Source organism: Yinghuangia sp. ASG 101 (genome assembly GCF_021165735.1).
Taxonomy (GTDB): domain Bacteria; phylum Actinomycetota; class Actinomycetes; order Streptomycetales; family Streptomycetaceae; genus Yinghuangia.
In genome coordinates this window covers 2,166,826-2,192,295 of record NZ_CP088911.1, presented here as the reverse complement: position 1 = coordinate 2,192,295, position 25,470 = coordinate 2,166,826, and the positions used below count along the sequence as shown (strand labels likewise).

Here is a 25,470-nt window from a genome sequence, read left to right as displayed (position 1 = left end):
CCGGCTACCCGGCTACCCGGCTACCCGGCCTCCCGGCCTCCCGGCCCCCGGCTACCGGGCCCCCGGCCCCCGGGCACCCGGCCACCAGCCACCCGGCTACCCGGCCCCCGGCCGCGCGGCCACTCTGTGACCCGGCCGCGCGGTCATCCGGTCCTCCGCTGGCCGGTTTCCCGGTCGCCGGGCCTCGGCCCGGGGGCGTACGTCAGTTCGCCGCCGTCGTGGGCTGCGTCAGGTCGTACAGGGTCGTGCCGTCGACGGTCCGCGCGGTGAAGTTCTCGGTGACCCAGGTGCTGATCTCCTGCGAGACGCCGCTGCCGCCCATCTGGGCACCGCCCATGCCCATCCCGCTGCCGATGAAGTAGTGGATCTTCCCGTCGGCGACCATCTTGCGGAAGTCCGCCAACGACGGCGCGGGGTCGGAGCCGTTGAAGCCGCCGATGGCCATCACCGGTTTGCCGGTGGCGAGTTGGTAGCCCGAGGCGCTGTTGGAGCCGATCGCGGCGGCGACCCATGTGTATTCGGATGAGTCTTTCTTGATCAGGCTCGTGACCTCCTTGCCCGGGCTGCTGCCGTTCAGGAGTCCGCCCGGGCCGCCGTTGCCGCCGCCGGGGCCGCCCTGACCGCCGCCCTGGCCGCCGTTCCGACCCGGGGCGCCGCCGTTCGGCGGGGTTCCGCCCTGGCCCTGCGGGGCGTTGCCCTGCCCGCCTTGGCCGGGCCCGCCCTGCTGCCCGTCCTGTCGGCCGCCCGGCTGGCCGCCCTGACCACCCTGACCGCCCTGCGTGCCGCCGGTCTGCCCGTCCTGCGTGCCCTGGCCGTTCCCCTGGCCGTCCGCTCCCTGCCCCGGGCCGTTGCCGAAGATCACCATGCCCGGGCCCACGACCGTGCCGTACATACCGTTCCCGGCGTTGAACATGCGCGGCCCGCCCCGTCCCATGCCCATGCCGCCCGGCCCGGCGGTCGGAATCGACCCGGTGTGCGGCGTCGTGACCGTCTCCGCGGTGTACGCGGCGGGTGCCGCCAGCACCGCCGCCAGCGTCAGGCCGCCCGCCGCGACGGCCACCACGCGGCCCGCGAACCGGAGCGTCGCCAGGAGGGCGAGCACGCCGAGCGCGCCCGCGACCACCACGAACCACTTGAGCCACGGGTGCCAGTCGGGCGTACGGTCGAGAAGCCGGTACGCCCACCACGCCGACACGCCCACCGCCACGGCGAGTGCCGCCACCGCCTTCCACGAGCGCCGCTTCTCCCACAGAAGCACGCCGCCCATACCGACCAGCGCACCGATCGCCGGTGCCAGCGCGACGTTGTAGTACGCGTGGAAGATGCCCTTCATGTAGCTGAACACCACCAGCGTGGTCAGCAGCCAGCCACCCCACAGCACGAACGCCGCGCGCTGTCCGTCGACGCGCTTGCGGCGGCGGGTCACCCACAGGCCGGCCGCCAGCATGAGCAGCGCGGCGGGGATCAGCCACGAAATCTGGCCGCCGTTCTCGGGGTTGAACAACCGGTCCCATCCCGTTTCGCCCCAGCCGCCACCGCCGCCGGGAGGCGCGCCCGCGCCCATGCCCTCGGGCACCCCTTGGCCGTTCGCCCCCTCGAAGACGCGGATGCCGCCGCCGACACTGCCGGTCTCGTCGCCGTTGAGACGCCCCAAACCGTTGTAGCCGAGGGTGAGTTCGAGGATGGAGTTGTGCTGCGACCCGCCGATGTACGGGCGCGACGAGGCGGGCCACAGCTCGACGGCGAGGATCCACCAGCCCGCGGCGGCGACCAGCGCCGCACCGGAGGCCAGCAACTGCCACGTCCGGCGCCACCATCCCGTCGGCGCGAACAGCAGGTACGTCAGGGCGAACGCCGGAATGACGACGAACGCCTGGAGCATCTTCGTCAGAAACCCGAAGCCGAGGAACACCCCCGCCCACACCAGCCACTTCGTCGACGCCGTCTCCTGCGCCCGCAGCACCGCGTACGCCGCCGCCACCATGAGCAGCACGAGCAGCGAGTCGGGGTTGTTGAAGCGGAACATCATCGCCGCGACCGGCGTGAGCGCCATGACCGCCCCGGCGACCAGGCCGGCCGCCGGGCTGAAGCGGCGACGCACCGTCAGATACAGCAGCCCGACCGACGCGACGCCCTCCAGCGCCTGCGGAACGAGCATGCTCCACGCGTTCATGCCGAACACGCGGGCCGACAGCGACATCACCCACAGCGAGGCGGGCGGCTTGTCGACGGTGATGAAGTTCGCCGCGTCCGACGAACCGAAGAACATCGCCTTCCAGCTCTCGCTGCCCGCCTGAACGGCCGCCGCGTAGAAGGAGTTCGCCCAACCGGACTCGCTCAGCGTCCACGTGTACAGGAACGTCGTCACGACGAGCAGGCCCAGCACTGACGGCCGCACCCACCGGGGGTCGGCCTCCCGGCCTCGGACGAACCGGGCCGCTCGGCCCCGGAGGGCCCGCGAGCGCGTCAACCCCGGTGCGGTGACCGTGGCTTCGGGATGGATCGTGGTCATGAGGAGACCTCGGTGGGGGAGTCGGAGTCGGAGTCGGGGGTCGGGCCGGCGCTCGGCGACGTCGTTGCGACGGCGGCGAACTCGCCTTCAGGGGACGGGCTTTCGTCTTCCCCGCCCGACGAGGGCGCGGTACGGAACACCCACACGCGCAGCATCAGGAAACGGACGAGGGTCGCCAGCGCGTTCGCCGCGACCAGCACCGTGAGTTCGACCGCCCGCGACGCGCCGGGAGCGGTCATGTGCAGCGCTCCGAGGGCGAGACTGGTCACCAACAGGCCGATCACGAAGGCGAGTCCGCCTTGGGCCTGGTGCCGGATCGCGTCGGAGCGCCCGCGGACCCCGAACGTGAAGCGGCGGTTCGCGGCGGTGTTGGCGACCGCGGTGACCAGCAGCGCGAGCGCGTTGGCGACCAGCGCCGGCATCGCGCCGCGCAGCAGGGCGTAGAGCAGGATGAACGCGAGCGTGCTCAGCACGCCGACGGCGGCGAACCGCGGGAGCTGGTGGCGCATTCCGGTCGGCAGATGCGACGCGCTCGTGCGCGCCGACACCGGCACGCGGAACGTCCCGCCCATGATGCGCCGGCCCACCCGGGCCATGCCGCGCAGGTCGTCGAGCGCGGTGCGTACGACGTCCACCCGGCTGTCGGGGTCGTCGATCCAGTCGACCGGGACCTCGTGGATGCGCAGCCCCGACCGCTGGGCCAGCAACAGGAGTTCGGTGTCGAAGAACCACGCCTCGTCCTCGACGAGCGGCAGCAGCGCCTGCGCGATCTCGGTGCGCACCGCCTTGAAACCGCACTGGGCGTCCGAGAACCGCGCGGCAAGTGTCGTACGCAGCAGCAGGTTGTAGGTGCGGGATACGAACTCCCTTTTGGGGCCCCGGACCACGGCCGACCCGCGCGACAGCCGCGAGCCGATCGCCACATCGCTGTGCCCGCTCAACAGCGGGGCCACCAAGGGCAGGAACGCGTCCAGGTCGGTCGACAGGTCGACGTCCATGTAGGCGACCACGTCCGCGTCGCTCTCCGCCCAGACCTTGCGCAGCGCCCGCCCCCGGCCCTTCAGGTCCAGGTGCACCGCCCGTACGTGCGGCAACTCCCGGACCAGCCGCGTCGCGACGTCCCAGGTGTCGTCGACGCTGGCGTTGTCGGCGACGGTGATGCGGAAGGCGTACGGGAATTCGGCGAGCAGGTAGTCGTGCAGCCGCCGGATGCTCTGCTCCAGCACGTGCTGCTCGTTGTAGACCGGCACGACCACGTCGACCAGGCGCTGCCGGCGGCGGATCGGCGGCGCGGCCTCGGGTGGCTCGGCTGCGGGGGCACCGGCGGCCGGTGCCGTCGTGGAAGCTGTCGTGTGGCTCATGCGGGCCACGCTCGGCGCCGCGACTGGGAGGTGCCTGAGCCGCTTCTTAACGACGGATGAGAAACCACCTCACCACTCCGACAACCCGAAGCGACCCCACCCCACCCCCACCCCCGACACGGCCCCCGCCCGCCGCCCCTTCCCACCCCACACGCCGCCGCGCCCGCCCCGCCGGCCCCCGCGCGCCGCGCGCCCTCCCCACCGCGCCGCGCCGCACCCCGTGCCGAGCCCCACGCACGTCGCCACCTCCCGGGCCGTCGCCGCGCTGCCACCGCGGCGCCCGCGGGCTTCCGCGCTGTGCCCCGCCGCGCCTGCGTTGCCACGCCGCCCGCCGCGCTGTCACCGCCGAGCCCGCGCTGCCGTCTTTCCGCGTCGGGCTGTGACTGCCGCGCTTGCGGGCTTCCGTGCCGCGGGCCGCCGCGCCTGCGTTGCCACGCCGCCCGCCGCCCGCCGCCCGCCGCCCGCCGCACGTCGCCCGTCGCCCGCCGCCCGTCGCACGTCGCCCGCCGCCCGCCGCACGTCGCCCGCCGCGCTGTCACCGTCGAGCCCGCGTCGCCGCTTTCCGCGCCGGGCTGTGACTGCCGTGCTTGCGGGCTTCCGTGCCGCGTACCGCCGCGCCTGCGTTGCCGCGTCGCCCGCCGCGCTGCCACCGCCGCGCTCGCGTTCGCCTTCCGTCGCTCCGGTTCCCGTGCGCTCGCGCTACGTGTACGCCGCGAGGCGGGTTTGTTCGAGGTCGGCGAGGATGGCGTCGAGGTTGGTTGGGTTCGCGGTGAAGGCCAGGATCGCGCGGTGGAAGGCGCCGCGCATCGGGCCCGGCATGCGGTCGGAGGCGTCGAAGCGGATCACGTCGGCCTCGGCCAGCGAGCGGCCGATCTTCTGGGTCACCGGGTCGGCCGCGTAGGCGGTGAGCGGGACGTTGCGGTTGGCGCTGAGCGAACCCGCCTCCACCCACAGGGTCTGCGCGTCGGCGCCCGCGAGGTAGGTGATCAACTGCCGTGCCTCCGGCGTGTCGTCGAACATCGCCATGACGTCGCCGCCGACCTCCCGCGCGGGGGCCTCCGCGCGCGGCCCGGCGCCGGGCTCGGCGTACGCGGGGAACGCGGTGAAGTCGAAGTCCGCTCCCGGGACCCGGGGTTGCGCCGCGTCCCGGTACCAGTTCGCGGCGAACGACGCCTGGTGTTCCAGCCCGCAGCCCGGCGGCGTGCCGAACAGGCCCGCGCCCGCCTTGTCGTAGCCGGTGAGCAGTGCCGACATCGCGTTGCCGGGGCCGGTGGTCGCGGGTGCGGCGGTTGCCGGGACGTCCGTGCGTCCGGCGGCGAGGAGTTCGCCCCACGTCTGCCACGCGGTGCGGATCCGCGGGTCGTTCCACGCCAGTTCGCCGTTGGTCCACTGGTCGTAGACGGCGGGCCCGTAGCGGGACAGCACGATGTCCTCGATCCAGTCCGTCCCCGGCCATCCGGACGTCGAGCTGGACGCCAGCCCGATGCACCACGGCGTGATCCCGGCGGACGCCAACCCCCGTGCGGCGGCGGTGAGTTGCGTCCACGACTCGGGCGGCTGGAGGTTGTGCGCGGCCAGCGTCTTCGGGTTGTACCAGACCAGGCTCTTGAGGGCGGCCTTGACCACGACCGCGACGCGCACGCCGTCGACCTCGCCGAGCCGCGCCCAATCGGCCGCGTACGCCTTGTCGTTGTCGGCGATGCCGGGCACCGCGTCGAGCGGCTTGAGGCGGCCCGTCCGGGCGTACGTGATCAGGTCGCCGGGCGACGAGAGCGCCGCGAGGTCGGGCGGGTTGTCGGCGTCCACCCGGGCGGCGAGCACCGCGTCGACGTCACGGGTGCCCTCGTACCGCACGTGGATGCCGGTGTCGCGCTCGAACGGCGCGACGACCTTGTCGAACGCGTCCTCCTCGGCGCCGGTCCACGAGCCCAGCACGGTCACGACCCGGTCCTCGCCGCCGCCGGAGCACGCGACGAGACCCGTCGCCGCCAGCACCGCCGCGAGACCGAACGCGACGACGCGCCGCGCCGCGCGCGCCCTCGACCGCCTCAGCCGATCCACCGCCACGCCTCAGCCCCCCGACCAGTATTCGCGGTACCTGAGCCAGAATCCCCACGCGCCCGGAAGCACCATCGCCAGGCCCAGCAGCGGCACCGCGATGCCCAGCCCCTGGTCCGACCCGGCTTCGGCGAGCTTGTGCTCGGTGTCCTGCCGCGCCTCGGCGGCGGCCGTCGTGAACGCGGTGTCGGCCCGGACCGCGAGACCCGTGAGCGCGTTGCCGTCGCTGCCGAGCAACAGCCGGACGGTCGCGGGGTTTTGCGGGGTCTGGTCCGCGTCGGTCGCGGGTTGCGGGCCGAAACCCTGGGCGCGCAGCGCGGCGACGGTGTCCCGCATCGCGGCGATGTCGCCGACCACGTCGCCGCCCGGTACCGACACGGACGCCAACACGGCCTGGGACGCCGCGAGTTCGCGCAGTGCCGCATCCGCGTCCGCCCGGTGGTCCTGGCCGAGGCCCCGCGTGACGAGGGCGAGCGATTCGGCGCCGACGACGCGGTGCACGTCGGTGCGCGCCTGCCACAGCTCGGTGACCCGGGTCGCGCCCGCGCCGGCCGCCTCGTCCACCCGGTGCTGGGTGCGCGACGCGTTGACGCTGTCCCAGACCACCAGCGCGAGCAGCGCCGCCATCGCCACCACGAGGAACGGGTTGACGTGCCGGTGGAACCTGCGCCGCAGGTACCACATCCCGACGACGAGCACGAGGAACACCGCGCCCGCGCAGATCCGGAACGGCACCGTCGCGGCGGCCGAGGTCCAGAAGCCGTCCCGGCCGTCGCGGAGCGCGGCCAGCTCGGCGTCGCGCAACTCGCCCAGCCGGGCCAGGATTCCGGTGTTCTCGGCGTGCAACAGGTCGGACGCGTACACGATCCCGGCGACCGCGAGGGGCCCTTCGCCGCCGGACTGCGCGACGCCGACCAGGCCGGCGTACTCGATGATCAGGCCGTCCACGGCCCGCAGTTCCGGCTGCGCCGAGCGTACGCCGCCGAGGCGTTCGCGTGCGTCGGCGAGCGCCTGCCCGGCGATCTTGACCGCTTCCTGGTAGTCGGTGCCGGGCCCGGTCAACGGAAACGCCCCGGAGACCAGCGCGCGGGCCGCCGCCCGGTCGGCCTCGGTCAGCGCCTCGGCGACCTGGTCGAGGGCCACCACCGCGGGGAGGTGGCGGTCCCGCAACGCGTCCGTCTCGGCGCCGGCCCGGTCCACGCGCAGCCACGACATCGCGGCCGTGAGCACGGCCGTCACCACGAGGAACACCGCCAGAAGCCGGACGCGGTAGGGGGTCGTGCGCGGAGCTTTCCCGGCGGCCTTGGCGGCGGTCTTCGGGTCGGCCGCTGCCGGAGCGGCCGTCGTTGGCACCGCCGCCGCGGGCGTACCGGCGGGCGCGGGCGTGCCGGTGGTGCGAGGTGTCATGGAGCGCACTCCCCTCAGCAGGCGCCCCACTCTAGGTAAGCGACCGTGCGGTTTCCACACGGTAGTACCCGTTGACTCCCTCTTTCCGCCCGTGTTATGTGGTGGCTCCGCAGGGTGATCGCGCCTCCGCTACGGCGGTGTGGGTGCGCCCGGTGCGTTGCGCGTGCCCGGCAGGCGTACGCGGGCCAACGTGCCGCCGCCCGGGGCGGGTTCGAGCCCGACCGTGCCGCCGCTCTCGTGCACGGTCCGGGCGACGATCGCCAGACCGAGGCCCGAACCGGGCAGCGCGCGGGCGCTCGCCGACCGCCAGAACCGGTCGAACACGTGGGGCGCGTCGGCCGGGTCGATGCCGGGCCCGTGGTCGCGGACCGTCAACTCCCCTTCGTGGAGCACCACGTCGATCGTGCCGTCGGGCGGGCCGAACTTGACCGCGTTGTCGAGGAGGTTGAGGACGGCCCGTTCGAGTTCCTGGTCGTCGCCGCGCACGTGCCACGGCTCCAGGTGCACCGCGAAGGCGACGTCCTGGCCGCGCAACTTCGCGCGTTCGACTGCGTGTTCGACCACGGTGTGCCACGGGACCACGCCGCGCACCGGGGCGTTGCGCGCGGGATCGGGCCGCGCCAGGTCGAGCAGGTTGCCCACGAGCCCCGACAGCTCCCGCAGTTGCGCGCGGACGTTGCGCAACAGCCGCTGCTTGTCGGTGTCCGGCAGGGGACGCCCCTGCTCCTCGCTCATCAGCAGTAGGTCGGTGTTGGTCCGCAGACTGGTCAAGGGCGTCCGCAACTCGTGCCCCGCGTCGGCGATCAGCGCCGTCTGCCGCTCGCGGGACGCCTTGAGCGCCCCGGTCATGGCGTTGAACGAGCGGGACAGCCGGGCGATCTCGTCCTTGCCCTCCACGGGGAGGGAGAGGTCCAAGTCCTCGGTGCGGGCGATGTGTTCGACGACGTCGGTGAACCGGTCGACGGGCTTGAGGGCGGAACGGGCCACGAGGACGCCGGTGGTGGCGGCGCCGAGGATGCCGACGCCCGAGACGGCGAGGAGGAGCAGCGCGAGGTTGTCGAGGGAGTCGTCGATCTCGGTGAGGGGGCGGGCGATGGAGACGGCGAACTCCTTCGGGCCCGGGGCGTTCGGCGGCCTCGGGGGGCGCCGCGTGATGACACGCATGCGCGTGCCGTCGTCCGCGGTGACGGTGTGGATCGTGTCCCTGCGTGTGCCCTGGGCGACCTCGATGTCGGCCGCGGTCGTGGGGTACGCGACGTCGCCCATCGCCGTGCAGGTGTTGCCGTTGGGCAGCACGACCTGGAAGGACTCCAGGCCCCGCCGGAAGACCTCCGGGACCGGCCCGCCCAGGCCGCTCGCGAATTCGCAGGTGCCGTTGTCGAAGAGGTGGACGGCGAACTGCCCGGTGTCCGACTCCCGCAGCGTCTGATCCATCTGCGACATCAACTGCTGCCTCGTCAGGAACCAGCACGCCGTCGACGCGGCGGCCACCGCCACGGCCACCGCGACCGCCGTCATCAGCGCCAGCCGTGCCCGCAGCGGAAGCCGCCGCATCACGGGGTTCCTTCCGGGGCCCGCAGGACGTACCCCACGCCGCGCACGGTGTGCACGACGCGCGGGCGACCGCCGGCCTCGGTCTTGCGGCGCAGGTACATCACGTACACGTCGAGCGAGTTCGACGACGGCTCGAAGTCGAAGCCCCAGACGTTGTGCAGGATCTGTTCCCGCGTCAGGACCTGCCGCGGGTGCGACATCAGCAGTTCCAGCAGCGTGTACTCGGTGCGGGTCAGCTCGATCGGCGTCCCGCCGCGCGTGACCTCGCGCGCCCGCGTGTCCATGCGCAGGTCCGCGAACTCCAGGACCCCTTCGTCCTCGGGGGCGCCCGCCCCGCCCGAGGCCATCGAGCTGCGGCGCAGCAACGCGCGTACCCGGGCGAAGAGTTCGTCCAGCTCGAACGGCTTGACCAGGTAGTCGTCGGCGCCCGCGTCGAGCCCGGTGACCCGGTCCCCGACGGCGTCCCGCGCGGTCAGCATCAGGATCGGCACGGTCGACCCCCGCGAGCGCAGCCGCCGGGCGGCCGTGAGGCCGTCCATGCGGGGCATCAGGACGTCGAGGATCACCAGGTCGGGCTCCTCGCGCTCCACCGCCTCCAGCGCGGCCAGGCCGTCCGCGGCGAGGAGGACGGTGTGGCCTTCGTAGCGCAGGCTGCTCTCCAGCGCCTCGCGGACGGCGGGCTCGTCGTCGACGACGAGGACGCGCGCCGGGGAGGACCCGGGGACGGTGCTGCTCATCTCGGTGCTGCTCTCCTCGCCGCGGGACCCGGCCCGGACACCGCGCGGGTGTCCCGGTGGGGCGCGGCCGGTCGGGAAGACCGCGGCGGTCTTCGGGTGCGGGGGCCGTTGGCGATCGTGCACGCCGTCGCCGACGCTGTCACGCCGACGTGCCGGACTCCAAGTCGGTCAGCAGCGTCTTGACCTGGTTGATGGGGATGGCGAAGCCGAGCCCGACGCTGCCGCCGGAGCTGTCGAGCGAGCCGGACGACGGCGAGTAGTTCGCCGAGTTGATCCCGATGACCCGCCCGTTCATGTCGAGCAGCGGGCCGCCGGAATTGCCGGGGTTGATCGACGCGTCGGTCTGGATGGCCTGGTACTTGGTCGTGCGCGGCGTGCTCGCGGCCGATCCGTAGGGCGACCCGAAGGGGGAGGTGCCCTGGTTCCCGTCCGAGGTCGGCACCTCCACCTCGCGGTCGAGGGCGCTGACGATGCCGGACGTGACGGTTCCGGTGAGGCCTTCCGGTGAGCCGATGGCCACGACGCCGTCACCGACCGCGACGGTGTCGGAGTCGCCGAGGGCGGCGGGCTGGAGGCCGCTGACGTTCGCGGCCTGGATGACGGCGAGGTCGCTCGCGGTGTCGGAGCCGACCACGGTGGCGGTCGCGGTGCCGCCGTCGGAGAACGTGACGGTGATCGTGCCGCCGGAGGAGTCCGCGACGACGTGCGCGTTGGTGAGGATCCTGCCGTCCGCGCTCAGGATCACTCCCGAGCCGGTGGCGCTGCCGCGCCGGGTCTGCACGCTGATCTCGACGACGCTGGGCAGTACGGCCTTGGCGACGGCCGAGACGCCGGTGAGGCTCTGGTCCGCCACCGACTGCACGGGCGCCGCGCCGGAGTCGCCGGTGACCGACACGGCGGCGGGCTTGTCGTCGACGGCCGTGCCGATGAGGCCGCCCGCGGCGCCGCCGACCAGGCCCGCGCCGAGTGCCGCCGCGACGACGAGGGCGATGCCGCGCCGCTTGGCCCTCCCGGGGTGGGCGTGGCCCGCGGGGGCCGGGGGAGCGGCGAACGCGGTCGCCGCTCCGGGCGGGGTGCTCGCGTACGCGCCGTCGTCGGGCGGGGAGGGCTCGTACGCGGGCGGCGCGGGCGGCGCGGGCGGTACGTGCGCCGCGGCGGCCGGCGGTGCCCCGTGAGGCCCACCGGCCCCGGAACTCCCGGGCGTCCCGGAGGCGTCCGCGTCCCATTCCTGACCAGGGTTTCGGGGTGTGGTGTCCATGGCGTCGAGCTTCCGCCCGGATTCTGAGAATCGGCTGAGCGGCGTATGAAGTGTCGGCTCAATATGGGTCCGCGGGCCTCGGGACGGCGGCCCGCGCCCGGCATTCCGTCCCGGCTTCGCGGGGAAATGGGGCCGCTCACCCTTGACCCCCATCGGGCCCGGTGGCTAAATCGGACCGGATCATCCGGGCCCGCCCGGATCCGCCCGACAGCCGACCGCCGACCGCCGACAGCCGACCGAGAGCCGACCGACCGCCACGCGACGTCCCGACGACAGGTCGTCACCCGACACGAAACGCACACGATCCGACACCGCACGGTCACGAGGAGACGGACATGCGAGCGATCCTGCACACGGACAAAGGTGTCGAGACCCGGGACGACATCGAGATCCGTGACCCGCAGGCGGGCGAGGTGCTGGTGCGGATCGCGGCGACCGGGGTGTGCCACAGCGACGTGAGCGTCCTCAACGGCGTCATCGAGTGGCCCGTCCCCGCCGTGCTCGGCCACGAGGGCGCGGGGGTCGTGGAGCGGGTCGGGCCCGGCGTCGGGGCGGTCGCTCCCGGCGACCACGTCGTGATCACCACGATCGCCGCGTGCGGCATGTGCCGCTACTGCCAGACCGGCCACCCGAACCGCTGCCGCCAGACGCTCGGCAACCGCAGTACGCCCTTCTCGTACGGCGGCGAGCCGGTGTGGAACTTCGCGGGGGCGTCGACGTACGCCGAGTTCACCGTGGTCAAGGAGATCCAGTGCGTCACGATCCCCGAGGACGTGCCGCTGACGTCGGCGTGCCTGGTGCCGTGCGGCGTGGTGACCGGCGCGGGCGCCGTGCTCAACCGCGCGAACGTGCTGCCGGGGCAGAGCGCGGCGGTCATCGGCCTCGGCGGCGTGGGGCTGTCGGCGGTGCAGGCGCTGCGGCTCAAGGGCGCCGGCCGGGTCGTGGGCGTCGACACGGTGCCGGGGAAGTTCGATCTCGCCCGGCAGTTCGGGGCGACCGACTTCGTGCACGCCGGGAAAGGCGTCGACGTCGCCGACGAGATCCGGACGCTGTTCCCTTTCAGCGACGAGGTGAAAGTCGGGACGTTCGGTGCGGGCGGCGTCGACTGGATATTCGAGTGCACGGGTGTTCCGGCGGTTCTGGAGAATGCGCTGGAGGCACTGGACTGGGGCGGCACGCTGATAGCGGTGGGGCAGCCGTCGCAGACCGCGACGGCCAGCGTCCGTATCGCGAATCTCCTGCAGTGCGACCGGGGAATCCTCGGTACCCGGGCCGGCGGCGTGCGCCCGCACGAGGACATCCGCGCGATCGTCGAGTTGTACCGGCAGGGAAAGTTCGACCTCGACGCGCTGGTGTCGAAGGTCTATCCGTCGGACCGTTTCACCGACGTCCTCGACGACATGCACCACGGCCGCATCGCACGCGGCGTGCTGGCTTTTTGACATTCCACGGCGGCAAACGACGGGAGCGGCACAGCAGATGACCGACCAGGCGACGGACCCGATAGCGGACCAGGCGGCGCGGACCGGCAACACTCCGGGGAACTGGGGCCGTTGGGGTCCCGACGACGAGCGCGGCGCACTCAACCTGATCGACCCGGCGAGCGTCGCCGCGGCGGCCCGGGAGGTGCGGACCGGCCGATCGTACGCGCTGGGCCTGCCGATTCAGCGCGACGGCGTCCCGATCTTCCCGCACCGGGGCGAGCCGCAGCGGCTGACGCTGAGCGACCAGACCGAGGAGATGTTCGCCGGGCGCCCGGGCGGCGACGACGTCGGCTGCTACGAGGACGTTCTCGTCCTCCCGTCGCACGGCATCACGCACATGGACGCGCTGTGCCACGTGCAGCACCGCGGCAGGTTCTACAACGGCTTCGACGCGGAGACCTTCCGGACGCGCACCGGCGCCGCTCGCTGCGGGATCGACAAGGTCGGCGCGTTCACCGCCCGCGCGGTGCTGCTCGACCTGCCGCGGCACCGCGGCGTCGACATCCTCGAAGGCGGCTACCCCGTCACCGGCGACGACCTGGCCGGCTGCGCCGCCGCGCAGGGGGTCGAAGTCCGGTCCGGCGACGTGCTGTTGGTACGCACCGGATACCTCGACTACTGGCGGGCCGAGACCGAGGCCGGGCGCGAACCGTCGTACCTGCAGCCGGGATTGAGCCGCGACGCGGTCGCGTTCGTGCGCGACAACGACATCGCGGCGGTCGGCGCGGACAACGGCGCGATCGAGGTCATGCCGTTCGACGGGCCGTTCCTGAGCGTGCACATCGCCCTGCTGGTCGAACTGGGCGTGCCGCTCCTGGAACACCTGTGGCTCGCCGATCTCGCGGCCGGAATGGCGGAGGCGGGAACGCACGCCTGCCTTTTGTCGGTGGCGCCGCTGCCGGTGACCGGGGCAACCGGCAGCCCCATCAATCCGGTTGCCCTTGTCTGATCCGGCCCCTCGCTGTCACAGTCACGGGAGAGCACTGCGGATCGGCCCCGAATTCCGGTGCGCCGGAAGGAAACAGGTGATCCGGCGTACCGCCGCCGACTGGTCGTCTCGGTCTCGTTTCCTCCGTCGGGACCGAGACGGCCGCCGGATTGGCGCGGGTCGTGCGACGGTCGGCAAATCCCAACAATCAATTGACGTAGTCAAATACTGCTACGATGGCCCGCGTGAACTCCACCGACAATGTCGAGGCGATCCAGCGGGCGCTGGAAGCCCTCCTGCGCCGTCACGCCAGCCGCCGGGTCTACGCACGCCAGGCAGCCGTCGCCGGGGCCACGATCTCGCAGCCCGCGTACGTCCTGCTGCGCCGCGTCAAGAAGGCCGGCCCCCTGCCGATGGGCGAGCTGGCCCGGCTGACCAACATGGACCCCGGCGCCACCGCCCGCCAGGTCGGCCAGCTCGAACGCGAGGGCTACGTCAAGCGCTCCCCGAGCCCGGACGACGGCCGCGTCAGCCTCGTCACGCTCACCCCGCGCGGCGACGCGGTCCGCCGCCGCCTCACCTCCGTCATGGACCAGCACCTCAACGAGATGCTGTCGAAGTGGAGCGAGGAGGACCGCGCGGCGTTCGCGGCGCTGCTCGGCCGCTTCGTCGACGACATGGCCACCACGGAGCTGCACGCCACGATCGACGACGACGAGAGCGACTGACCCGGCACCGCCGCGCCGACAGCGCGACACCCGGCGGACATCCGCCTCCGGCCGGGGCGGCACTGGCCGACGCGCCCGCCCGGGCTTGCCGCGCGGCCCACCGCCCCGAAACCCCGAACCGCCGCCCCCGAAACCGGCCCGGCACCCCCAGGAGACGATGTGCCCGAGGCCCACGGCGAGCCCCCGCGGGAGACCGCCCCCGGCGCGGCACCACCCCCGCACGGCCCGCCCCTCCCGCCCCTCGATGTCATGGCGTCCGGCCAGGGCCTGCGCGCGATGAGCGCGACCGCCGCCGCGGCCGAGCGCGCCGGATTCGACGGGCTCTGGCTCACCGAGGGCGGCCGGACCTCGTTCGGCGCCGCCACCGCCGCCGCCCTGGCCACCTCCTCCCTCACGATCGGCACCGGCATCGCGGTCGCCTTCGCCCGCAGCCCGATGGTCACCGCCGTCGCGGCCCGCGAACTCCAGGAGGCCACCGGAGGCCGCTTCGTCCTCGGCCTCGGCACCCAGGTCCGCGCGCACGTCGAGCGGCGCTACTCCGCCGAGTTCGACCGCCCCGGCCCGCGCCTGCGCGAGTACGCCGAGGCGGTCCGCGCCATTTGGCGCGCCTTCCGCGGCGACGAACGCCTGCGCCACAAAGGCGAGTTCTACCGCTTCACGCTCCTGACCCCCGAATGGTCGCCCGGCCCCACCGCGTTGCCCGACCCCGAGATCCACCTCGCGGGCGTCAACCCGTGGATGCTGCGCATGATCGGCGAGATCGGCGACGGCCTGCACGTCCACCCGCTGCACAGCCCCCGCTACCTGGACGCGGTGGTACGCCCCGAACTCGCCGCCGGTGCCGCGCGCTCCGGCCGCGACGCCGCCGACGTGACCGTGGTCGTCCCGGTCATGACGGCGACCGGCGACACCGACGAGGAGATCGCCCGCGAACGCGACAGACTCCGTACACGCGTCGCCTTCTACGGCTCGACCCCCGGCTACGCCCGGGTGTTCGAGACCCACGGCTGGGACGACCTGCAGCCGCGCCTCCACCGCCTCTTCGCCGCCAAGGACACGGCCGGGCTGGCCGCCGCGATCACCGACGACGTCCTGGACGCCGTCACGGTCTCCGCGCCCTGGGACGCGCTCGCCGGGGCGCTGGCCGACCGCTACCGCGGCCGTGCCGACCGGCTCATCTGCTACTCCGCGCTCAGCGGCGGTCCGGTGCCCCCGGACCGGATCGCGCGCTGGGCGGACGTCGTCGCCGACTGGCGCACCACGGCGGGCCGACCCCCTACGAGCCCGCCCGCGGGCTGACCCGCCCGGGGCATCCCGCAGGGCGAACGGGCTTGCTCAGTTGAGGGGTTCGACCTGGTCGCGCGCCACGACCACGGTCACCTGCCGCGTGCCGCCGAGGACGCCGGGCAGGGTGAACGACACCACCACGCCCCACAGGCTCATCTCCGTGACGATGCCCTCGGTGTTCTGCGGGACGAAGGGTTTGGTCCAGCTTTCGATGTCGGTGTTGGTGACGACAGGATCGCCGATCTTCATGTGCCGACCTCCGCGGGGAGCAGGCGGGAAGAGTGGGCGAACCAGTCAACTCCCGAACGGGTGTCGCAGCATCCGAATAATCGGATACCACCCCAACGGGTGATCACGCCGTTCCGGCGGTGCTCCCCGCGCAAGGTCCCGTCACACCCGCACCGCTCAGCCCCCGGGAACGCCGAACCCCTCCGGCGGCCTCACCCCGCCCGCCGGTCCCGGAACCCCCCGGAACGTGTACGCGATCGGCTCCCGCCCGGCCTGCACCACCCACGCCCGGCCGGTGTCCTCGGACCCGAGGCAGCCGAGGACGGCCTCCGCGATGTCCTCCGGCCGCAGCAGCGGCATGCCCCGCTCCTCCAGATAGGCCTTCGCCCCGTCCAGCAGCGGCGTATCGGTCAACCCGGGGCACACCGCGTGGACCGTGATGCCGCGCTCCGCGAGATCGGGGGCGAGCGCCCGGACGAACCCGACGACCGCGTGCTTGCTCGCCGTGTACACCGGGTCCCTCGGCATCGCCACCAGGCCCGCCAGCGACGCCGTCGCGACCAGCCGGCCCCCGCCGCGCCGCGCGAGCGGCCCGACGAGCGCACGGGCCCCGAACACGACGCCGTCCACGTTGATCGCCATGATGCGCCGGTACGCGGCGTCGGTCAGCGAGCCGACGGGCGTGCCGCCGGAGACCCCCGCGTTGAGGACGCCGATGTCGATGCCGCCGTAGAACCGGGTGACGGTGTCCACCAGCTTGTCCCACGACGCGGGCGACGTGACGTCGAGCAGCGCGAACGTCGCCCCGAGCGCGTCCGCGGCCTTCCCACCCGCTTCCGCGTCGATGTCGGCGACCACCACCTGCGCCCCCGCGCCCCGAAGCGCGCGGGCGGTGGCGTACCCGATCCCGGACGCACCCCCGGTCACGACCGCGACCTTACCGGGCAGCTCGTATCCCACAGTTCCCCCTGGCCACACGCCGATCGGTCATCCACCGGCACGAAAGCCTGCCCCCCACCACCCGCCCTGTCCAGCCCCCCACCACCCCCACCCCCAACACCGGTGACCCGCCACAACAGAGGAGACCGTCTGTTGCCACAGATCCGCGCTCCCCGTTCCGTACCGGTCGGCGACAGACAGCGCAGCGCCGCGCGGCCGGACTCACGAGTTCTGCACGGCGTTTCGGTACGCTGCCCACACCGCGGATGCCTCTCCCATGGCTCGGGCCCACCTTGCCGGGGATTGTCGTGCGATCTCGGACCACAGTCGAGCGTTGGCTGTGGAGAAGACGGCCAAGGCCCGCACGTTTGCGTCGGACCAGGCGGGCACCTTGGCGGCCAGCTCCTCCGCTTCGTGGGGCGCGTGCCCGAAGGCGATGAGCCAGATCACCCAGTACGCCGCATCGAGCCAGGCCGCCCCGTGGGTGGCCCAACCCCAGTCGACCATGCGAGTTCCGCGGTCCGCCGTGACGAGGATGTTGGTGTTGTTCCAGTCGGTGTGCAGCAGCGCGTTGCCCTGAAAGTGGCGCACGTCGGCGGGGTCGTCGACGTAGCCGGCCAGGCGTTGTGCGGCGTCGCGCATTTCGAGGCCGGGCGCCGTGACGCCCGCGAGGCGGGTGAGCAGGTCGACGACGAGCGGCAGGTCACCGGACCCCGGCTGGTAGTCGGCGTGCCGACCGTCGACGGCTTCGAAGCACAGAAGGTCCCATCCGCCGCTTTCGAGGCGCCAGCGCAACTGTGGGGCGACGCCGCCGAGGTGCGCGTTGAGTTCCGCCTCACGCAGTTGCGTCCACGCCTGAGCGTGGTCGCTGCGCAGGCCCTTGATGAACACCGCTCCCGCCTCAGTGGCCAGACGCGCGGATACGTGGCTGTTCCTGCCTGCGGTGTGGTCTCTGACGCCCAAGATCGGTCCCGTACGCTGCTCGATCTCCGCACGTACGGCGGTCGGAAGATCAGAAAAGGCCTCATGCTTCGCGGGCACCGTGAGAGGTTTCCTTGTCCGAGGGGGCGGAAGTACTGAACGGGCCGGGCGGACGTCGGCAGCGCCGATCTTGTTCGCTACCTGTCGGCCCAGGGCCGGCGGGTGCGTTCGTCCCGACCGGAGCCGTAGTGGTAGACGCGTACCGTCCTCGGCATGCGACACGTTATAGGTCGGCGTAGGGGGTCGGGTCCGACCCCGGCACGCGGCCGGGCGGCGGAGTCGGACCCGCGCTCGTCAGTACGGGTTGTCGTCGCTGGCGGCGCAGCTGCAGCGGTTGTCCTCGGAGAGTTTCTCCAGGTCCGTGATGACCTCGATGGCGAACGTGTCGTCGCTGATTTCGGCTCCGGTGAGATCGACGATCTCGATGTCCGCCGCGGTGACCGCGTGCGGTTCGATGGTGAGCAGGGTGTCAGCCATGGGCTTTCGCCTTTCCGTGTTGGCAGTAGTAGGACAGCGGTGCCGTCGCCTCCTGGTAGACCTTCGCCATCGGCCGGCACGTTCCGCAGGTCGCGGACAGCGCGCAGCCGGAGCAGCCACCGGTGCGAAGCATCAGGGAATCCGCCACGGCGCTGAGCTTCGCCAGGGCGCCCAGGCCGTCGTTGAGCAGGTCGAACTGGGGATCGCGTCCGATCTTGCAGATGCTGACCAGGCCCATCGGGTCCGCGTGGAAGTGCGTGATGCCGGCGTTGCAGCCGGTGAACGGCTTGCGTGGGCGCAGCTTCCGCTCGGCCTGGGCGGCCAAGACGTCGGCGTCGCCGTTGTAGGTCGGGGTGATGTTGACGTACTCAAGTCCGGCGGCTCCGTACCGCTCGGCGAGCGCGCGCATTGCGTCCGCTTCATGCTGATTGTGGCGTGTGACGATCGTGTTCAGCCGCAGCGGCAGCCCGGCCTCACGCGCGGCGTCCAGCCCCCTGCGGAACGCCTTGTAGGCGCCGCGCGTTCGCGTCAACCCGTCGTACGTTTCCTCGGATACGCCGTAGACGCTGAGCGTCAGCCGATACGGTCGAAGGCTCATCAGCAGGTCGAGGATTCTCGGGTTCGTGAGCCGCGAGCCATTCGAGCTGATCTGGATCATCATGCCCAGCTCGAAGGCCAGCGTGTAGGCATCCGGGAAATCAAGGTCCACCAACGGCTCGCCGCCGGTGATCTGGAGCCACAGCACGCCGGATTCGGCGATGCGCCGCAACAGCCTTTCCTTGTCGGCGAACGGCAGTCCTTGAAAGGGCCGTTCCGGCAGGTAGCAGTGCTCGCAGTTGTCGTTGCAGCCGAGATTGATCTCCCAGGACGCACGCGCGTATCCAGCCGACGACTCCTCGCGGACTTTCACCACCGAGCCGACAGGGTCTCGGCCGGCATCGATACCCCAGGCATCGGATGCCGCTGTCCTCAACCACGCCGGCACCGCCGCGCCGGTGGCATCGGCGTGCGCAAGCTGCCGGTACGCGCGCGCCGGTACGCGTAACCCCTGCTCGTACCCTGGCCGCAGGACCACGTACTCACCCAGGAATGGGCTTGCGCTCAACGTGTGCACGACGCCTCCTGGATCCCGAAGGGCGCGATGCCGGCCATGACGCCCTGTGAGGTCCACCAGCATCAGGCGATTCGCCCGGCAGGGAAATGGGCGCGTGCCGCAGCACGGTTCCGTGGAACGGGACCAACAGAGCGCGCGTTCGTGCGCGTGATGCCGCCAGACGGTCGGCTGCCGCGTTACCCGAACGGGCAGTCAAGACCGCTGGTCTTCTGCAGGCCGCACCGACAAGCGTCGCCCGCCGTCTGTGCGCAGATATTGATCAGCGAACCGTCGATTTCCCCAATTCGTACCGGAGAAGCACTACATCACCGATCTGACGAGTTTCCGCCAGGGCCATACGGTTGCTCGGGCCGTGGGGAAAAGCTCCCGCATTGACGAATCGGGGTGCGGTCGGGTCGCCGACGAAGAACGGGGCGATGACCGCGTGAATTTCGTCGGCGAGTCCCGCGGCGAGGAACTGGGTGTGCATGGTCCCGCCGCCTTCGACCATGAGGCGGCGTACGCCGCGCTCGTACAAGTCGTCCAGGACGAGTTCCAGGTCCAGGGGGTCTCCGGCGTCGACCACATCGGCGACGGTTCCGAGCCGGGATTTGGCGAGGCCCACGCCGTCTCCGACGCAGTAGACCACCTTGTCCACAGCGCCGGCGGTGAAGAACGCGGCTTCCGGGTCCAAGTCGCCTGAGCTTGACAGCACCACCTTGATCGGGCTCTCCGTCAGGTCATCGGCGACCCGGGCGGCTCGCCGCTCGGCGGAACGGACCAGCAGCCGGGGGTTGTCACGGCGTACGGTCGTCGCTCCCACCAGGATGGCGTCACAGGAGGCGCGGACTTCGTCGACGCGATCGAAGTCCTCGTCGTTGGACAGCAACAGGCGTTGGTCGGACGCGTCGTCGATGTAGCCGTCGAGCGAGGCCGCGAACGACAACAGCACGTACGGACGTTGGAACGGCACGGTTTCACACTCCCGGCGATACGATGTTCAACAGGTGCTCGATGTGGCGAACGCCGTCCTCGACATCCCGGCAGGCGTCGAGCGCGGTGAACTGATCCTCCGTCATCCACGTGCGCACAGACGGGTTTTGGCGTGCGAGCTCATGAAACGCACGAGCGGCGCCGCCGGATGCCGGGACGGCCACGACGCGCCGTTGCACGGCCAAGGCCAACTCGACCTCAGTCTGCGTGCCCGGCCCTCCGCCGGCGACGATCACCATGTCCACGCCGCGGACGACGTTCGACCGTCCGAAGACACCGACCACGCGATCGAATGCAGCGGGCCGGTAGTGATCGGCGATGTAGGTCATCACCTCAATGCCGACGCCCACCGGTCCATGGACGACGTCGAGTTCGCACCGCAAGACGACACGCGATAACGCGCGAATCGCCCGATCCATCACGCCGTGCTCGGATCCCGCAGCCCGGCTGCCGCAGAGGGCCACACGCAACGGGCGCTCAACTGCGGCAGGGAGCGTCGTGGAGGGGGCGGCGTTCACGGCGCCGATGACCACGTCCTGGGGCGCGATGCCCAGCAAGACCCGTGCGTGGTCCGGCATCTGGAGCCCATCCGCGATCCGGGTCAGCACGTCGATGTCCGACACCGTCCCGGATCGGACACCGCGGACCCAGTTGGACACGTCGGAGCGATCGTGCAGCGTGAGCTGTGCCAACCGCGTCTGGGTGCACGTCGGATGGGAGAACAGGTACAGCTTGAACAGCCCACCGATGTCGCGGCCGGCCAAGCACGTATGCACCTCAGGACGTCTCCAGAAAACCGCGTCTGCGTTGCGCGGATCGAAGGCCTGCCGCCGCCCCTCACACCTCCGGCTGTGCACCGACCACCCGGGCAGTCGGACTCGTACGATAACGCTTCGCAACGCCCGTGGTACTGACTGCCGTTCTGGGGATGCAGGATCAGGCCGGGAAGTGCCGGGCCGTCCGGGCGCGCCGGGCCAAGACGGGGATGGCGGTGATCTTCTCCGGTGGCAGTTGGTCCCAGAGGATGCCCGAGGTGCGCCGGCGGTCCGAGGTGGTGATGACTCCGTCGGTGGTGACGATGATGTCCACGGTGACGTCGTGTGGTCCGAACGGGATGTCGGCGTCGACGACTTGGAGCGGGTGGACGGTGGTGACGACGAGTGTTTCGTCGGAGACGAGACCGGCTTCGGCGAGCAGGGCGAATTCGAGGTCCGAGTATCCGGCGCCTTTTCCGATGCGTACGCCCGCGTGATTGACCGCGACGCTGCCGAGGACGATGACGTCGACCGGCTGCATGTCGTCCACGTCGACGCCGGGCGCGATTACGGCTGCTTTCGCGCTGGACGCGGCCTCGGCGGGCGGGACATCGAGCCGCGAAGGGTCGAGCAGGTAGAAGGGCTTGCTCGTCGCGAGTTTCGGTGCCGCCATGTAGACGGTCTTGCCGTCGGCGAGAGCCGCTGCGCGGACCGGGTGCTGTGCCTTGTCGGGTACGGCCTTGACGATCTGTGCGGCTTTCCACCGGGGTAGCGCTGCCAGTTGCCGCGCGGCGAGTTCCTTGCCTCGGAAGTCGGGAATGCGGCCGTACACGTCGGCGTCGTGGACGGCTTCCGCGGCGGTCAGCGCGTCCCAAACCTGTTGCCGCACTTGCTGTTTGGCCTGGTCGTACACGGACGGCAAAGTCGATGCTCCTCGTCGGGTCAGCGGGATGCCACGAGACCGAAGAGCCGGTCCTGCATGTCCAGAACTCGGTTCGCTGCCGCCATGGTCGCAGCTCGCGGGCGGGGGCGAACACGACATTCATGCCGCCGCCCCCACGGGTCTCCTCCAGCTCGGTGACGGCCTCGTCGAGGACGGCGACGGCCGCCTCGGGATCGTCTTGGCGGATGTGTGCGAGCGCGAGATTCCCCAGCACAATGGCGCGAGACTTCTTGCGTACGCGCAGCTGCCGGGCGGTGGTTTCAAGGTGGTGCTGTGCACGGCGATGCTGCCCCAGCGACAGGTAGCAGGACCCGGCGAGCCGGTCAAACTGCGTGGGGGACGCCAGATCCGCCGCCACATCCGTCGCGTCCGCGCGGGAAAGCTCCTCTTCGGCGTGCGCCAGCACCCGTTCGCAGTCGTCGGCCTCCCCGAGCATCGCGTGAGCCTCACTGACATGCAGGAGAGCCGTGCCGGCGAGCGCGGGGCTGACCACTGCCGCAGTGTCGGCCGCCTCACGGGCCAGGCGGAGGCCCGCCTGCGGGTCGCGTTCGCCGTAGAGCGCGACGTACCCCGTGCGCAGAAGCGCGCGGCCTTCGAGCGCACGATCATGGAGCCGACGCGCCAGGTCGACGCCCTGCCGGTAGAAGCCCCGTGCGGTCGCGTGGTCGGTGCGCTGGGAGGCATCCCAGGCGAGTTGGCCCATGAAGGTCGCGGCTTCGGCTTGAAGCAGCCGCAGCTCACGGGCGGTTCGGCCAGATGAGGCGTCATCTGCGGCCAGTGCCACACCCGTGAGGACCCGACCCGCGTCGGCAAGCAACGCCGTTGAAGGCGTGCTGTCGTAGCGCTCCGCGACTTCGCAGAAGTCCACGCGTAAACCGGTCGCCGTCGTCAGCCGGTGGCGCGAATCTGACGCCGGTTCATGGGTTCGCTCCGCAGTATCGGGACCGGAACACCGAAGCAGATCATCGAGTTCCACGATGGTCACGTTCAGCGCGGCGGCCAGGCGCCGACGCATCCACGGTTGCGGGCGGCTGCGGCCGGTCTCCCAGCGGGCGATGGTGGTTCTGTCGACGTCGAGTTGCTCGGCGAGGGACTCCTGCGTGAACCCCTGAGCCTCACGTCGCTGCACGAACTTGTGGCGTTTCACGGCACCGTCCCCCCGAACCGCGTCATTCAGCCAAATCCGCAGCTCGGCTCCCATCATGCCGCATCGATGCCACACACGTGCATCCTTCGTGCCCTGTTTCCCCCTCACGGACGGCGTTTTCCTGGTGCTCCGCGAGAACAGGCGGTTACACCACGCCGCCGAAAAACAGGAAGGCCATGCCATGCGCGCACCTCAGCCGGAGACAACCGTACTGCTGCACCAACTGCTCGACCCCGAACCGGCCGCAGCAGCCCAGGCACGCCGCCTCATCGAGACGACCTGCCGCGGCCGGGTCGCGGACCTGGACGAAGTTGTCCTGGCCGTCGACGAGTTGGTCACCAACGCGGTCGTCCACGGGCTGCCCCAGCCGATCCACCTGTGGGTCTGCCGCGCCGACGACCAACTGTGGATCGAGGTGGACAACGCGTCCCGTCCGTGGCCGGGACTGAACCTCATCCTGCGGCCCTCCGACGACATGCCGTGCGGGCGCGGCCTGCTGATCGCCATGAACCTCAGCACCGCGCTCCGGGTACACGTCGGAACACACAGAACCGTCATCTCGGCGTCGTTCGCGACCAAGTTCTGACGCCAGACCGCAGACGGGTGGACGCCTACGGCCCTGGCGCCGCCGCTGTCTGCGCCCGTCAGCATCGATCGCAGGTGACCGATGCTCGAAGCGTCAGAGACCTCCGGGGCCGACGTTCTTCATCGAGAGCGGTATGGTGACGTCGCCAGCCTGGGGAACCGTTGACCTCGGAGCCGGCTTCGAACCGATGGCCTTCGCTTGACAAGGGGCGCCCGCTGGCCCGGTCGTCAGCCCAGCAGGCGTTCCAGTTCCGCCACCAGGCGCGCGGCCTGCGCCTCCGGATCCCCGTCCTCCGGCGTCAGCCGCACCTCGGGCTTCAGCGGCGCCTCGTAGGGGGCGTCGATGCCCGTGAAGTCGCGGATCTCGCCGGCGCGTGCCTTCGCGTACAGGCCCTTGGGGTCGCGTCGTTCGCATTCCTCGATCGGGGTGTCGACGAAGCACTCCAGGAAGGGGAGGCCGTCCCGCTCGTGCAGTGCGCGCACGCGGTCGCGGTCCGCGCGGTAGGGGCTGATCACCGGGACGAGGGCCACCACTCCGGCGTCGGCGAACAGGCGCGCGACCTCGCCGACCCGGCGGATGTTCTCGTTGCGGTCGGCCTCGCCGAAGCCGAGGTCGGCGTTGAGCCCGTGCCGCAGGTTGTCCCCGTCCAGCCGGTACGCCGCGGTCCCGCGCGCCACCAGCAGGCGCTCCGCCACCACCGACACCGTCGACTTGCCCGATCCCGACAGCCCGGTGAACCACACCGTGACCCCGCGCCCGGGCCGGTCGCCCCGGCCTGTCCCGCTGTCGTGCCAGACCACGTTCGTGCTGCTCATGTCTCTCCGTCCGAGGCCGCCGCGATCTCGATCCCCGCGACGGTACCTGTCGCCGCGACGGCCCGGACGACGAGGGCGCCCCCGCGGTACGGCCCGCCGCGTGGCACGGGCCGTACCGCGGGCGCCGTCAGCGCAGTTGGCGGGCCAGGGTGCGGAGCCAGCCGGTGGTCGAGCCGTCGACGTCGTGGTCGTCCTCCAGGGCGGAGATGCTGACGTAGCCGTCCGTGACCGCGCGGACGTCGGTGCCCTCGGCCGCCGGGGCCGTGTTGGCGCCCAGGCCGATGGTGTACGTGCCGGGTCGGCCGCTCTGGCCGTTCACCGGGATGTAGTCGGGGGTGAGGTAGGGGCCCCGCGCGACGGTGGTCGCCTTGGTGCCGCGCGGCGGCAGGACCGAGCCGGGCTTGCCGGTGGCGGGGTCGACCGGGCCCGGCACGAGCGGGTAGTTGATGTTGAGCGAGACGCCCTCGGGGATGAGCTGTCCGCGACGCGACTTGTCCTGCAGCCGCGTGACGAGGTCCGTCACGTACGCCGCGGCCGGACCCGCGCTGTGATCGGTCCCGTCCGGCCAGGTGCGCGGGTCGGACGCCAGGCTGACGGCGACCGACGGGACGCCGAACTCCAGCGCGGTGAGGGCGGCGTTGACGGTCCCCGAGTGGTTGATCAGCGCGCCGAAGTTGGTGCCGGGGTTCATCCCGGAGACCACCAAATCGGGCTTCTTGCCGTGGAAGACCTCGTCGAGCCCGAAGTACACGGCGTCGGACGGCGATCCCGGCTTCACCGTCCACACGTCGGGCTCGGGGTTGGCCACCTCCATCGTGGTCGGCGGCATGGTGATGCGCCCGCCCTGACCGCTCTGGTCGGTGCCGGACGCGACCACGACGACGTGGTGCCCGGCGGCCCTGAGGGCGTCGCGGAGCGTGACGATGAACGGCGTCTCGGATCCGTTCGGGCCGCGCCATCCGTCGTCGTTGGTGAGCAGGATGTCGAGCGACCGGGTCTTCTCGGCCCGCGCCTGCGGGGCCGCGTCGGCGGTCCCGACCGCGAACGCGGTGGCACAGGCGACGGCGGCGCACAAGGCCACGCGCGCAATTCTCATGGACATCGGCGGCACTCCTTGGTACGAGGCGTCACAGGGCGCGGCGCGACCGCGGGAGCGGGGGGTCGGCCGCGATCGAGAACCATACGCTTCCGTATGGAGC

The 25,470-nt window shown here is 71.8% G+C and carries 23 protein-coding genes and 1 pseudogene; 6 read left to right on the top strand and 18 right to left on the bottom strand.

Annotated features, from left to right (window positions below):
- Nucleotides 1-202 precede the first annotated feature (202 nt).
- The 7 genes from LO772_RS09025 to LO772_RS08995 form a co-directional block, all read right to left on the bottom strand.
- Nucleotides 203-2,512 carry an ArnT family glycosyltransferase gene (locus LO772_RS09025; protein WP_231777868.1) on the bottom strand — a complete coding sequence of 770 codons (2,310 nt, stop codon included), beginning with the start codon at nucleotides 2,510-2,512 and terminating at the stop codon, nucleotides 203-205.
- The gene (locus LO772_RS09020) at nucleotides 2,509-3,873 is read right to left on the bottom strand and encodes a bifunctional glycosyltransferase family 2/GtrA family protein (protein WP_231777867.1); all 1,365 of its coding nucleotides are present in this window, start codon (nucleotides 3,871-3,873) and stop codon (nucleotides 2,509-2,511) included. The genes LO772_RS09025 and LO772_RS09020 overlap by 4 nt, the downstream gene beginning before the upstream one ends.
- 699 nt (nucleotides 3,874-4,572) lie before the next feature.
- Nucleotides 4,573-5,934, bottom strand: coding sequence for an ABC transporter substrate-binding protein (locus LO772_RS09015; protein ID WP_231777866.1), 1,362 nt, complete (start codon nucleotides 5,932-5,934; stop codon nucleotides 4,573-4,575).
- 9 nt (nucleotides 5,935-5,943) lie between these two features.
- Complete coding sequence (locus LO772_RS09010; RefSeq protein ID WP_231777865.1) at nucleotides 5,944-7,338, bottom strand: hypothetical protein; 1,395 nt, start codon at nucleotides 7,336-7,338, stop codon at nucleotides 5,944-5,946.
- Nucleotides 7,339-7,467: 129 nt separating this feature from the next.
- Entirely contained in the window at nucleotides 7,468-8,892 is a 1,425-nt protein-coding gene (locus LO772_RS09005) for a HAMP domain-containing sensor histidine kinase (RefSeq protein WP_231777864.1), read from the bottom strand.
- On the bottom strand, nucleotides 8,892-9,629 hold the full coding sequence (locus LO772_RS09000; RefSeq protein ID WP_231777863.1) for a response regulator transcription factor: 738 nt from the start codon (nucleotides 9,627-9,629) through the stop codon (nucleotides 8,892-8,894). Before LO772_RS09000 ends, LO772_RS09005 begins: the two co-directional genes overlap by 1 nt.
- Before the next feature lie 139 nt (nucleotides 9,630-9,768).
- Complete coding sequence (locus LO772_RS08995; protein ID WP_231777862.1) at nucleotides 9,769-10,887, bottom strand: S1C family serine protease; 1,119 nt, start codon at nucleotides 10,885-10,887, stop codon at nucleotides 9,769-9,771.
- A 335-nt stretch (nucleotides 10,888-11,222) separates the two neighbouring features.
- On the opposite strand from LO772_RS08995, the gene LO772_RS08990 reads away from it, so the two are divergent.
- The 4 genes from LO772_RS08990 (at nucleotide 11,223) to LO772_RS08975 (ending at nucleotide 15,326) form a co-directional block, all read left to right on the top strand.
- A complete protein-coding gene (locus LO772_RS08990) occupies nucleotides 11,223-12,329 on the top strand; it encodes an alcohol dehydrogenase catalytic domain-containing protein (protein WP_231777861.1) in 1,107 nt (368 codons plus the stop codon).
- 37 nt (nucleotides 12,330-12,366) lie between these two features.
- Nucleotides 12,367-13,320 carry a cyclase family protein gene (locus tag LO772_RS08985; protein WP_231777860.1) on the top strand — a complete coding sequence of 318 codons (954 nt, stop codon included), beginning with the start codon at nucleotides 12,367-12,369 and terminating at the stop codon, nucleotides 13,318-13,320.
- A 224-nt stretch (nucleotides 13,321-13,544) separates the two neighbouring features.
- Nucleotides 13,545-14,027: a MarR family winged helix-turn-helix transcriptional regulator gene (locus tag LO772_RS08980; protein ID WP_231777859.1), complete on the top strand. Its 483-nt coding sequence runs from the start codon at nucleotides 13,545-13,547 to the stop codon at nucleotides 14,025-14,027.
- A gap of 159 nt (nucleotides 14,028-14,186) precedes the next feature.
- On the top strand, nucleotides 14,187-15,326 hold the full coding sequence (locus LO772_RS08975; protein ID WP_231777858.1) for a TIGR03617 family F420-dependent LLM class oxidoreductase: 1,140 nt from the start codon (nucleotides 14,187-14,189) through the stop codon (nucleotides 15,324-15,326).
- A 36-nt stretch (nucleotides 15,327-15,362) separates the two neighbouring features.
- Here LO772_RS08975 and LO772_RS08970 read toward each other — a convergent pair whose 3' ends face one another.
- The 8 genes from LO772_RS08970 to LO772_RS08935 all read right to left on the bottom strand — a co-directional run bounded on the left by LO772_RS08970 (nucleotide 15,363) and on the right by LO772_RS08935 (nucleotide 21,693).
- Entirely contained in the window at nucleotides 15,363-15,563 is a 201-nt protein-coding gene (locus LO772_RS08970; protein ID WP_231777857.1) for a hypothetical protein, read from the bottom strand.
- Between the two features lie 156 nt (nucleotides 15,564-15,719).
- A complete protein-coding gene (locus tag LO772_RS08965; RefSeq protein ID WP_231777856.1) occupies nucleotides 15,720-16,469 on the bottom strand; it encodes an SDR family NAD(P)-dependent oxidoreductase in 750 nt (249 codons plus the stop codon).
- Between the two features lie 234 nt (nucleotides 16,470-16,703).
- The gene (locus tag LO772_RS08960) at nucleotides 16,704-17,444 is read right to left on the bottom strand and encodes an aminoglycoside phosphotransferase (RefSeq protein ID WP_231777855.1); all 741 of its coding nucleotides are present in this window, start codon (nucleotides 17,442-17,444) and stop codon (nucleotides 16,704-16,706) included.
- A gap of 312 nt (nucleotides 17,445-17,756) precedes the next feature.
- The gene (locus LO772_RS08955; RefSeq protein WP_231777854.1) at nucleotides 17,757-17,939 is read right to left on the bottom strand and encodes a hypothetical protein; all 183 of its coding nucleotides are present in this window, start codon (nucleotides 17,937-17,939) and stop codon (nucleotides 17,757-17,759) included.
- Nucleotides 17,932-19,053 carry a radical SAM protein gene (locus LO772_RS08950; RefSeq protein ID WP_231777853.1) on the bottom strand — a complete coding sequence of 374 codons (1,122 nt, stop codon included), beginning with the start codon at nucleotides 19,051-19,053 and terminating at the stop codon, nucleotides 17,932-17,934. Before LO772_RS08950 ends, LO772_RS08955 begins: the two co-directional genes overlap by 8 nt.
- Before the next feature lie 259 nt (nucleotides 19,054-19,312).
- Nucleotides 19,313-20,005: a RibD family protein gene (locus LO772_RS08945; protein WP_231777852.1), complete on the bottom strand. Its 693-nt coding sequence runs from the start codon at nucleotides 20,003-20,005 to the stop codon at nucleotides 19,313-19,315.
- Nucleotides 20,006-20,009: 4 nt separating this feature from the next.
- Nucleotides 20,010-20,789 (bottom strand): hypothetical protein, encoded by a 780-nt coding sequence (locus LO772_RS08940; RefSeq protein ID WP_231777851.1) that lies wholly within the window; start codon nucleotides 20,787-20,789, stop codon nucleotides 20,010-20,012.
- A gap of 172 nt (nucleotides 20,790-20,961) precedes the next feature.
- Nucleotides 20,962-21,693, bottom strand: coding sequence for a 5-formyltetrahydrofolate cyclo-ligase (locus tag LO772_RS08935; protein ID WP_331717342.1), 732 nt, complete (start codon nucleotides 21,691-21,693; stop codon nucleotides 20,962-20,964).
- A 37-nt stretch (nucleotides 21,694-21,730) separates the two neighbouring features.
- Between LO772_RS08935 and LO772_RS08930 the strand changes: the two genes are divergently transcribed.
- On the top strand, nucleotides 21,731-22,483 hold the full coding sequence (locus LO772_RS08930) for a hypothetical protein (protein ID WP_231777849.1): 753 nt from the start codon (nucleotides 21,731-21,733) through the stop codon (nucleotides 22,481-22,483).
- Between the two features lie 258 nt (nucleotides 22,484-22,741).
- Here LO772_RS08930 and LO772_RS08925 read toward each other — a convergent pair.
- Nucleotides 22,742-22,924 (bottom strand): annotated as a pseudogene (locus tag LO772_RS08925) (helix-turn-helix transcriptional regulator); the annotation flags it as partial.
- 127 nt (nucleotides 22,925-23,051) lie between these two features.
- On the opposite strand from LO772_RS08925, the gene LO772_RS08920 reads away from it, so the two are divergent.
- Nucleotides 23,052-23,456, top strand: a complete 405-nt coding sequence (locus tag LO772_RS08920) for an ATP-binding protein (RefSeq protein WP_231777848.1) — start codon at nucleotides 23,052-23,054, stop codon at nucleotides 23,454-23,456.
- Between the two features lie 227 nt (nucleotides 23,457-23,683).
- Here LO772_RS08920 and cysC read toward each other — a convergent pair whose 3' ends face one another.
- Entirely contained in the window at nucleotides 23,684-24,271 is a 588-nt protein-coding gene (cysC, locus tag LO772_RS08915) for an adenylyl-sulfate kinase (RefSeq protein WP_269453178.1), read from the bottom strand.
- A 127-nt stretch (nucleotides 24,272-24,398) separates the two neighbouring features.
- The gene (gene surE, locus LO772_RS08910; protein ID WP_231777847.1) at nucleotides 24,399-25,373 is read right to left on the bottom strand and encodes a 5'/3'-nucleotidase SurE; all 975 of its coding nucleotides are present in this window, start codon (nucleotides 25,371-25,373) and stop codon (nucleotides 24,399-24,401) included.
- Nucleotides 25,374-25,470 lie beyond the last annotated feature (97 nt).

What these genes read in the sequence shown, in the direction of transcription:
- LO772_RS08990 (WP_231777861.1), top strand. Translation starts at nt 11,223, where the DNA reads ATGCGAGCGATCCTGCACACGGACAAAGGTGTCGAGACCCGGGACGAC.
- cysC (WP_269453178.1), bottom strand. Translation starts at nt 24,271, where the DNA reads ATGAGCAGCACGAACGTGGTCTGGCACGACAGCGGGACAGGCCGGGGC.
- LO772_RS09025 (WP_231777868.1), bottom strand. Translation starts at nt 2,512, where the DNA reads ATGACCACGATCCATCCCGAAGCCACGGTCACCGCACCGGGGTTGACG.
- LO772_RS08970 (WP_231777857.1), bottom strand. Translation starts at nt 15,563, where the DNA reads ATGAAGATCGGCGATCCTGTCGTCACCAACACCGACATCGAAAGCTGG.
- LO772_RS09010 (WP_231777865.1), bottom strand. Translation starts at nt 7,338, where the DNA reads ATGACACCTCGCACCACCGGCACGCCCGCGCCCGCCGGTACGCCCGCG.
- LO772_RS08920 (WP_231777848.1), top strand. Translation starts at nt 23,052, where the DNA reads ATGCGCGCACCTCAGCCGGAGACAACCGTACTGCTGCACCAACTGCTC.
- surE (WP_231777847.1), bottom strand. Translation starts at nt 25,373, where the DNA reads ATGTCCATGAGAATTGCGCGCGTGGCCTTGTGCGCCGCCGTCGCCTGT.
- LO772_RS08995 (WP_231777862.1), bottom strand. Translation starts at nt 10,887, where the DNA reads ATGGACACCACACCCCGAAACCCTGGTCAGGAATGGGACGCGGACGCC.
- LO772_RS08955 (WP_231777854.1), bottom strand. Translation starts at nt 17,939, where the DNA reads ATGGCTGACACCCTGCTCACCATCGAACCGCACGCGGTCACCGCGGCG.
- LO772_RS09020 (WP_231777867.1), bottom strand. Translation starts at nt 3,873, where the DNA reads ATGAGCCACACGACAGCTTCCACGACGGCACCGGCCGCCGGTGCCCCC.
- LO772_RS09005 (WP_231777864.1), bottom strand. Translation starts at nt 8,892, where the DNA reads ATGCGGCGGCTTCCGCTGCGGGCACGGCTGGCGCTGATGACGGCGGTC.
- LO772_RS08985 (WP_231777860.1), top strand. Translation starts at nt 12,367, where the DNA reads ATGACCGACCAGGCGACGGACCCGATAGCGGACCAGGCGGCGCGGACC.
- LO772_RS08930 (WP_231777849.1), top strand. Translation starts at nt 21,731, where the DNA reads ATGCCACGAGACCGAAGAGCCGGTCCTGCATGTCCAGAACTCGGTTCG.
- LO772_RS09000 (WP_231777863.1), bottom strand. Translation starts at nt 9,629, where the DNA reads ATGAGCAGCACCGTCCCCGGGTCCTCCCCGGCGCGCGTCCTCGTCGTC.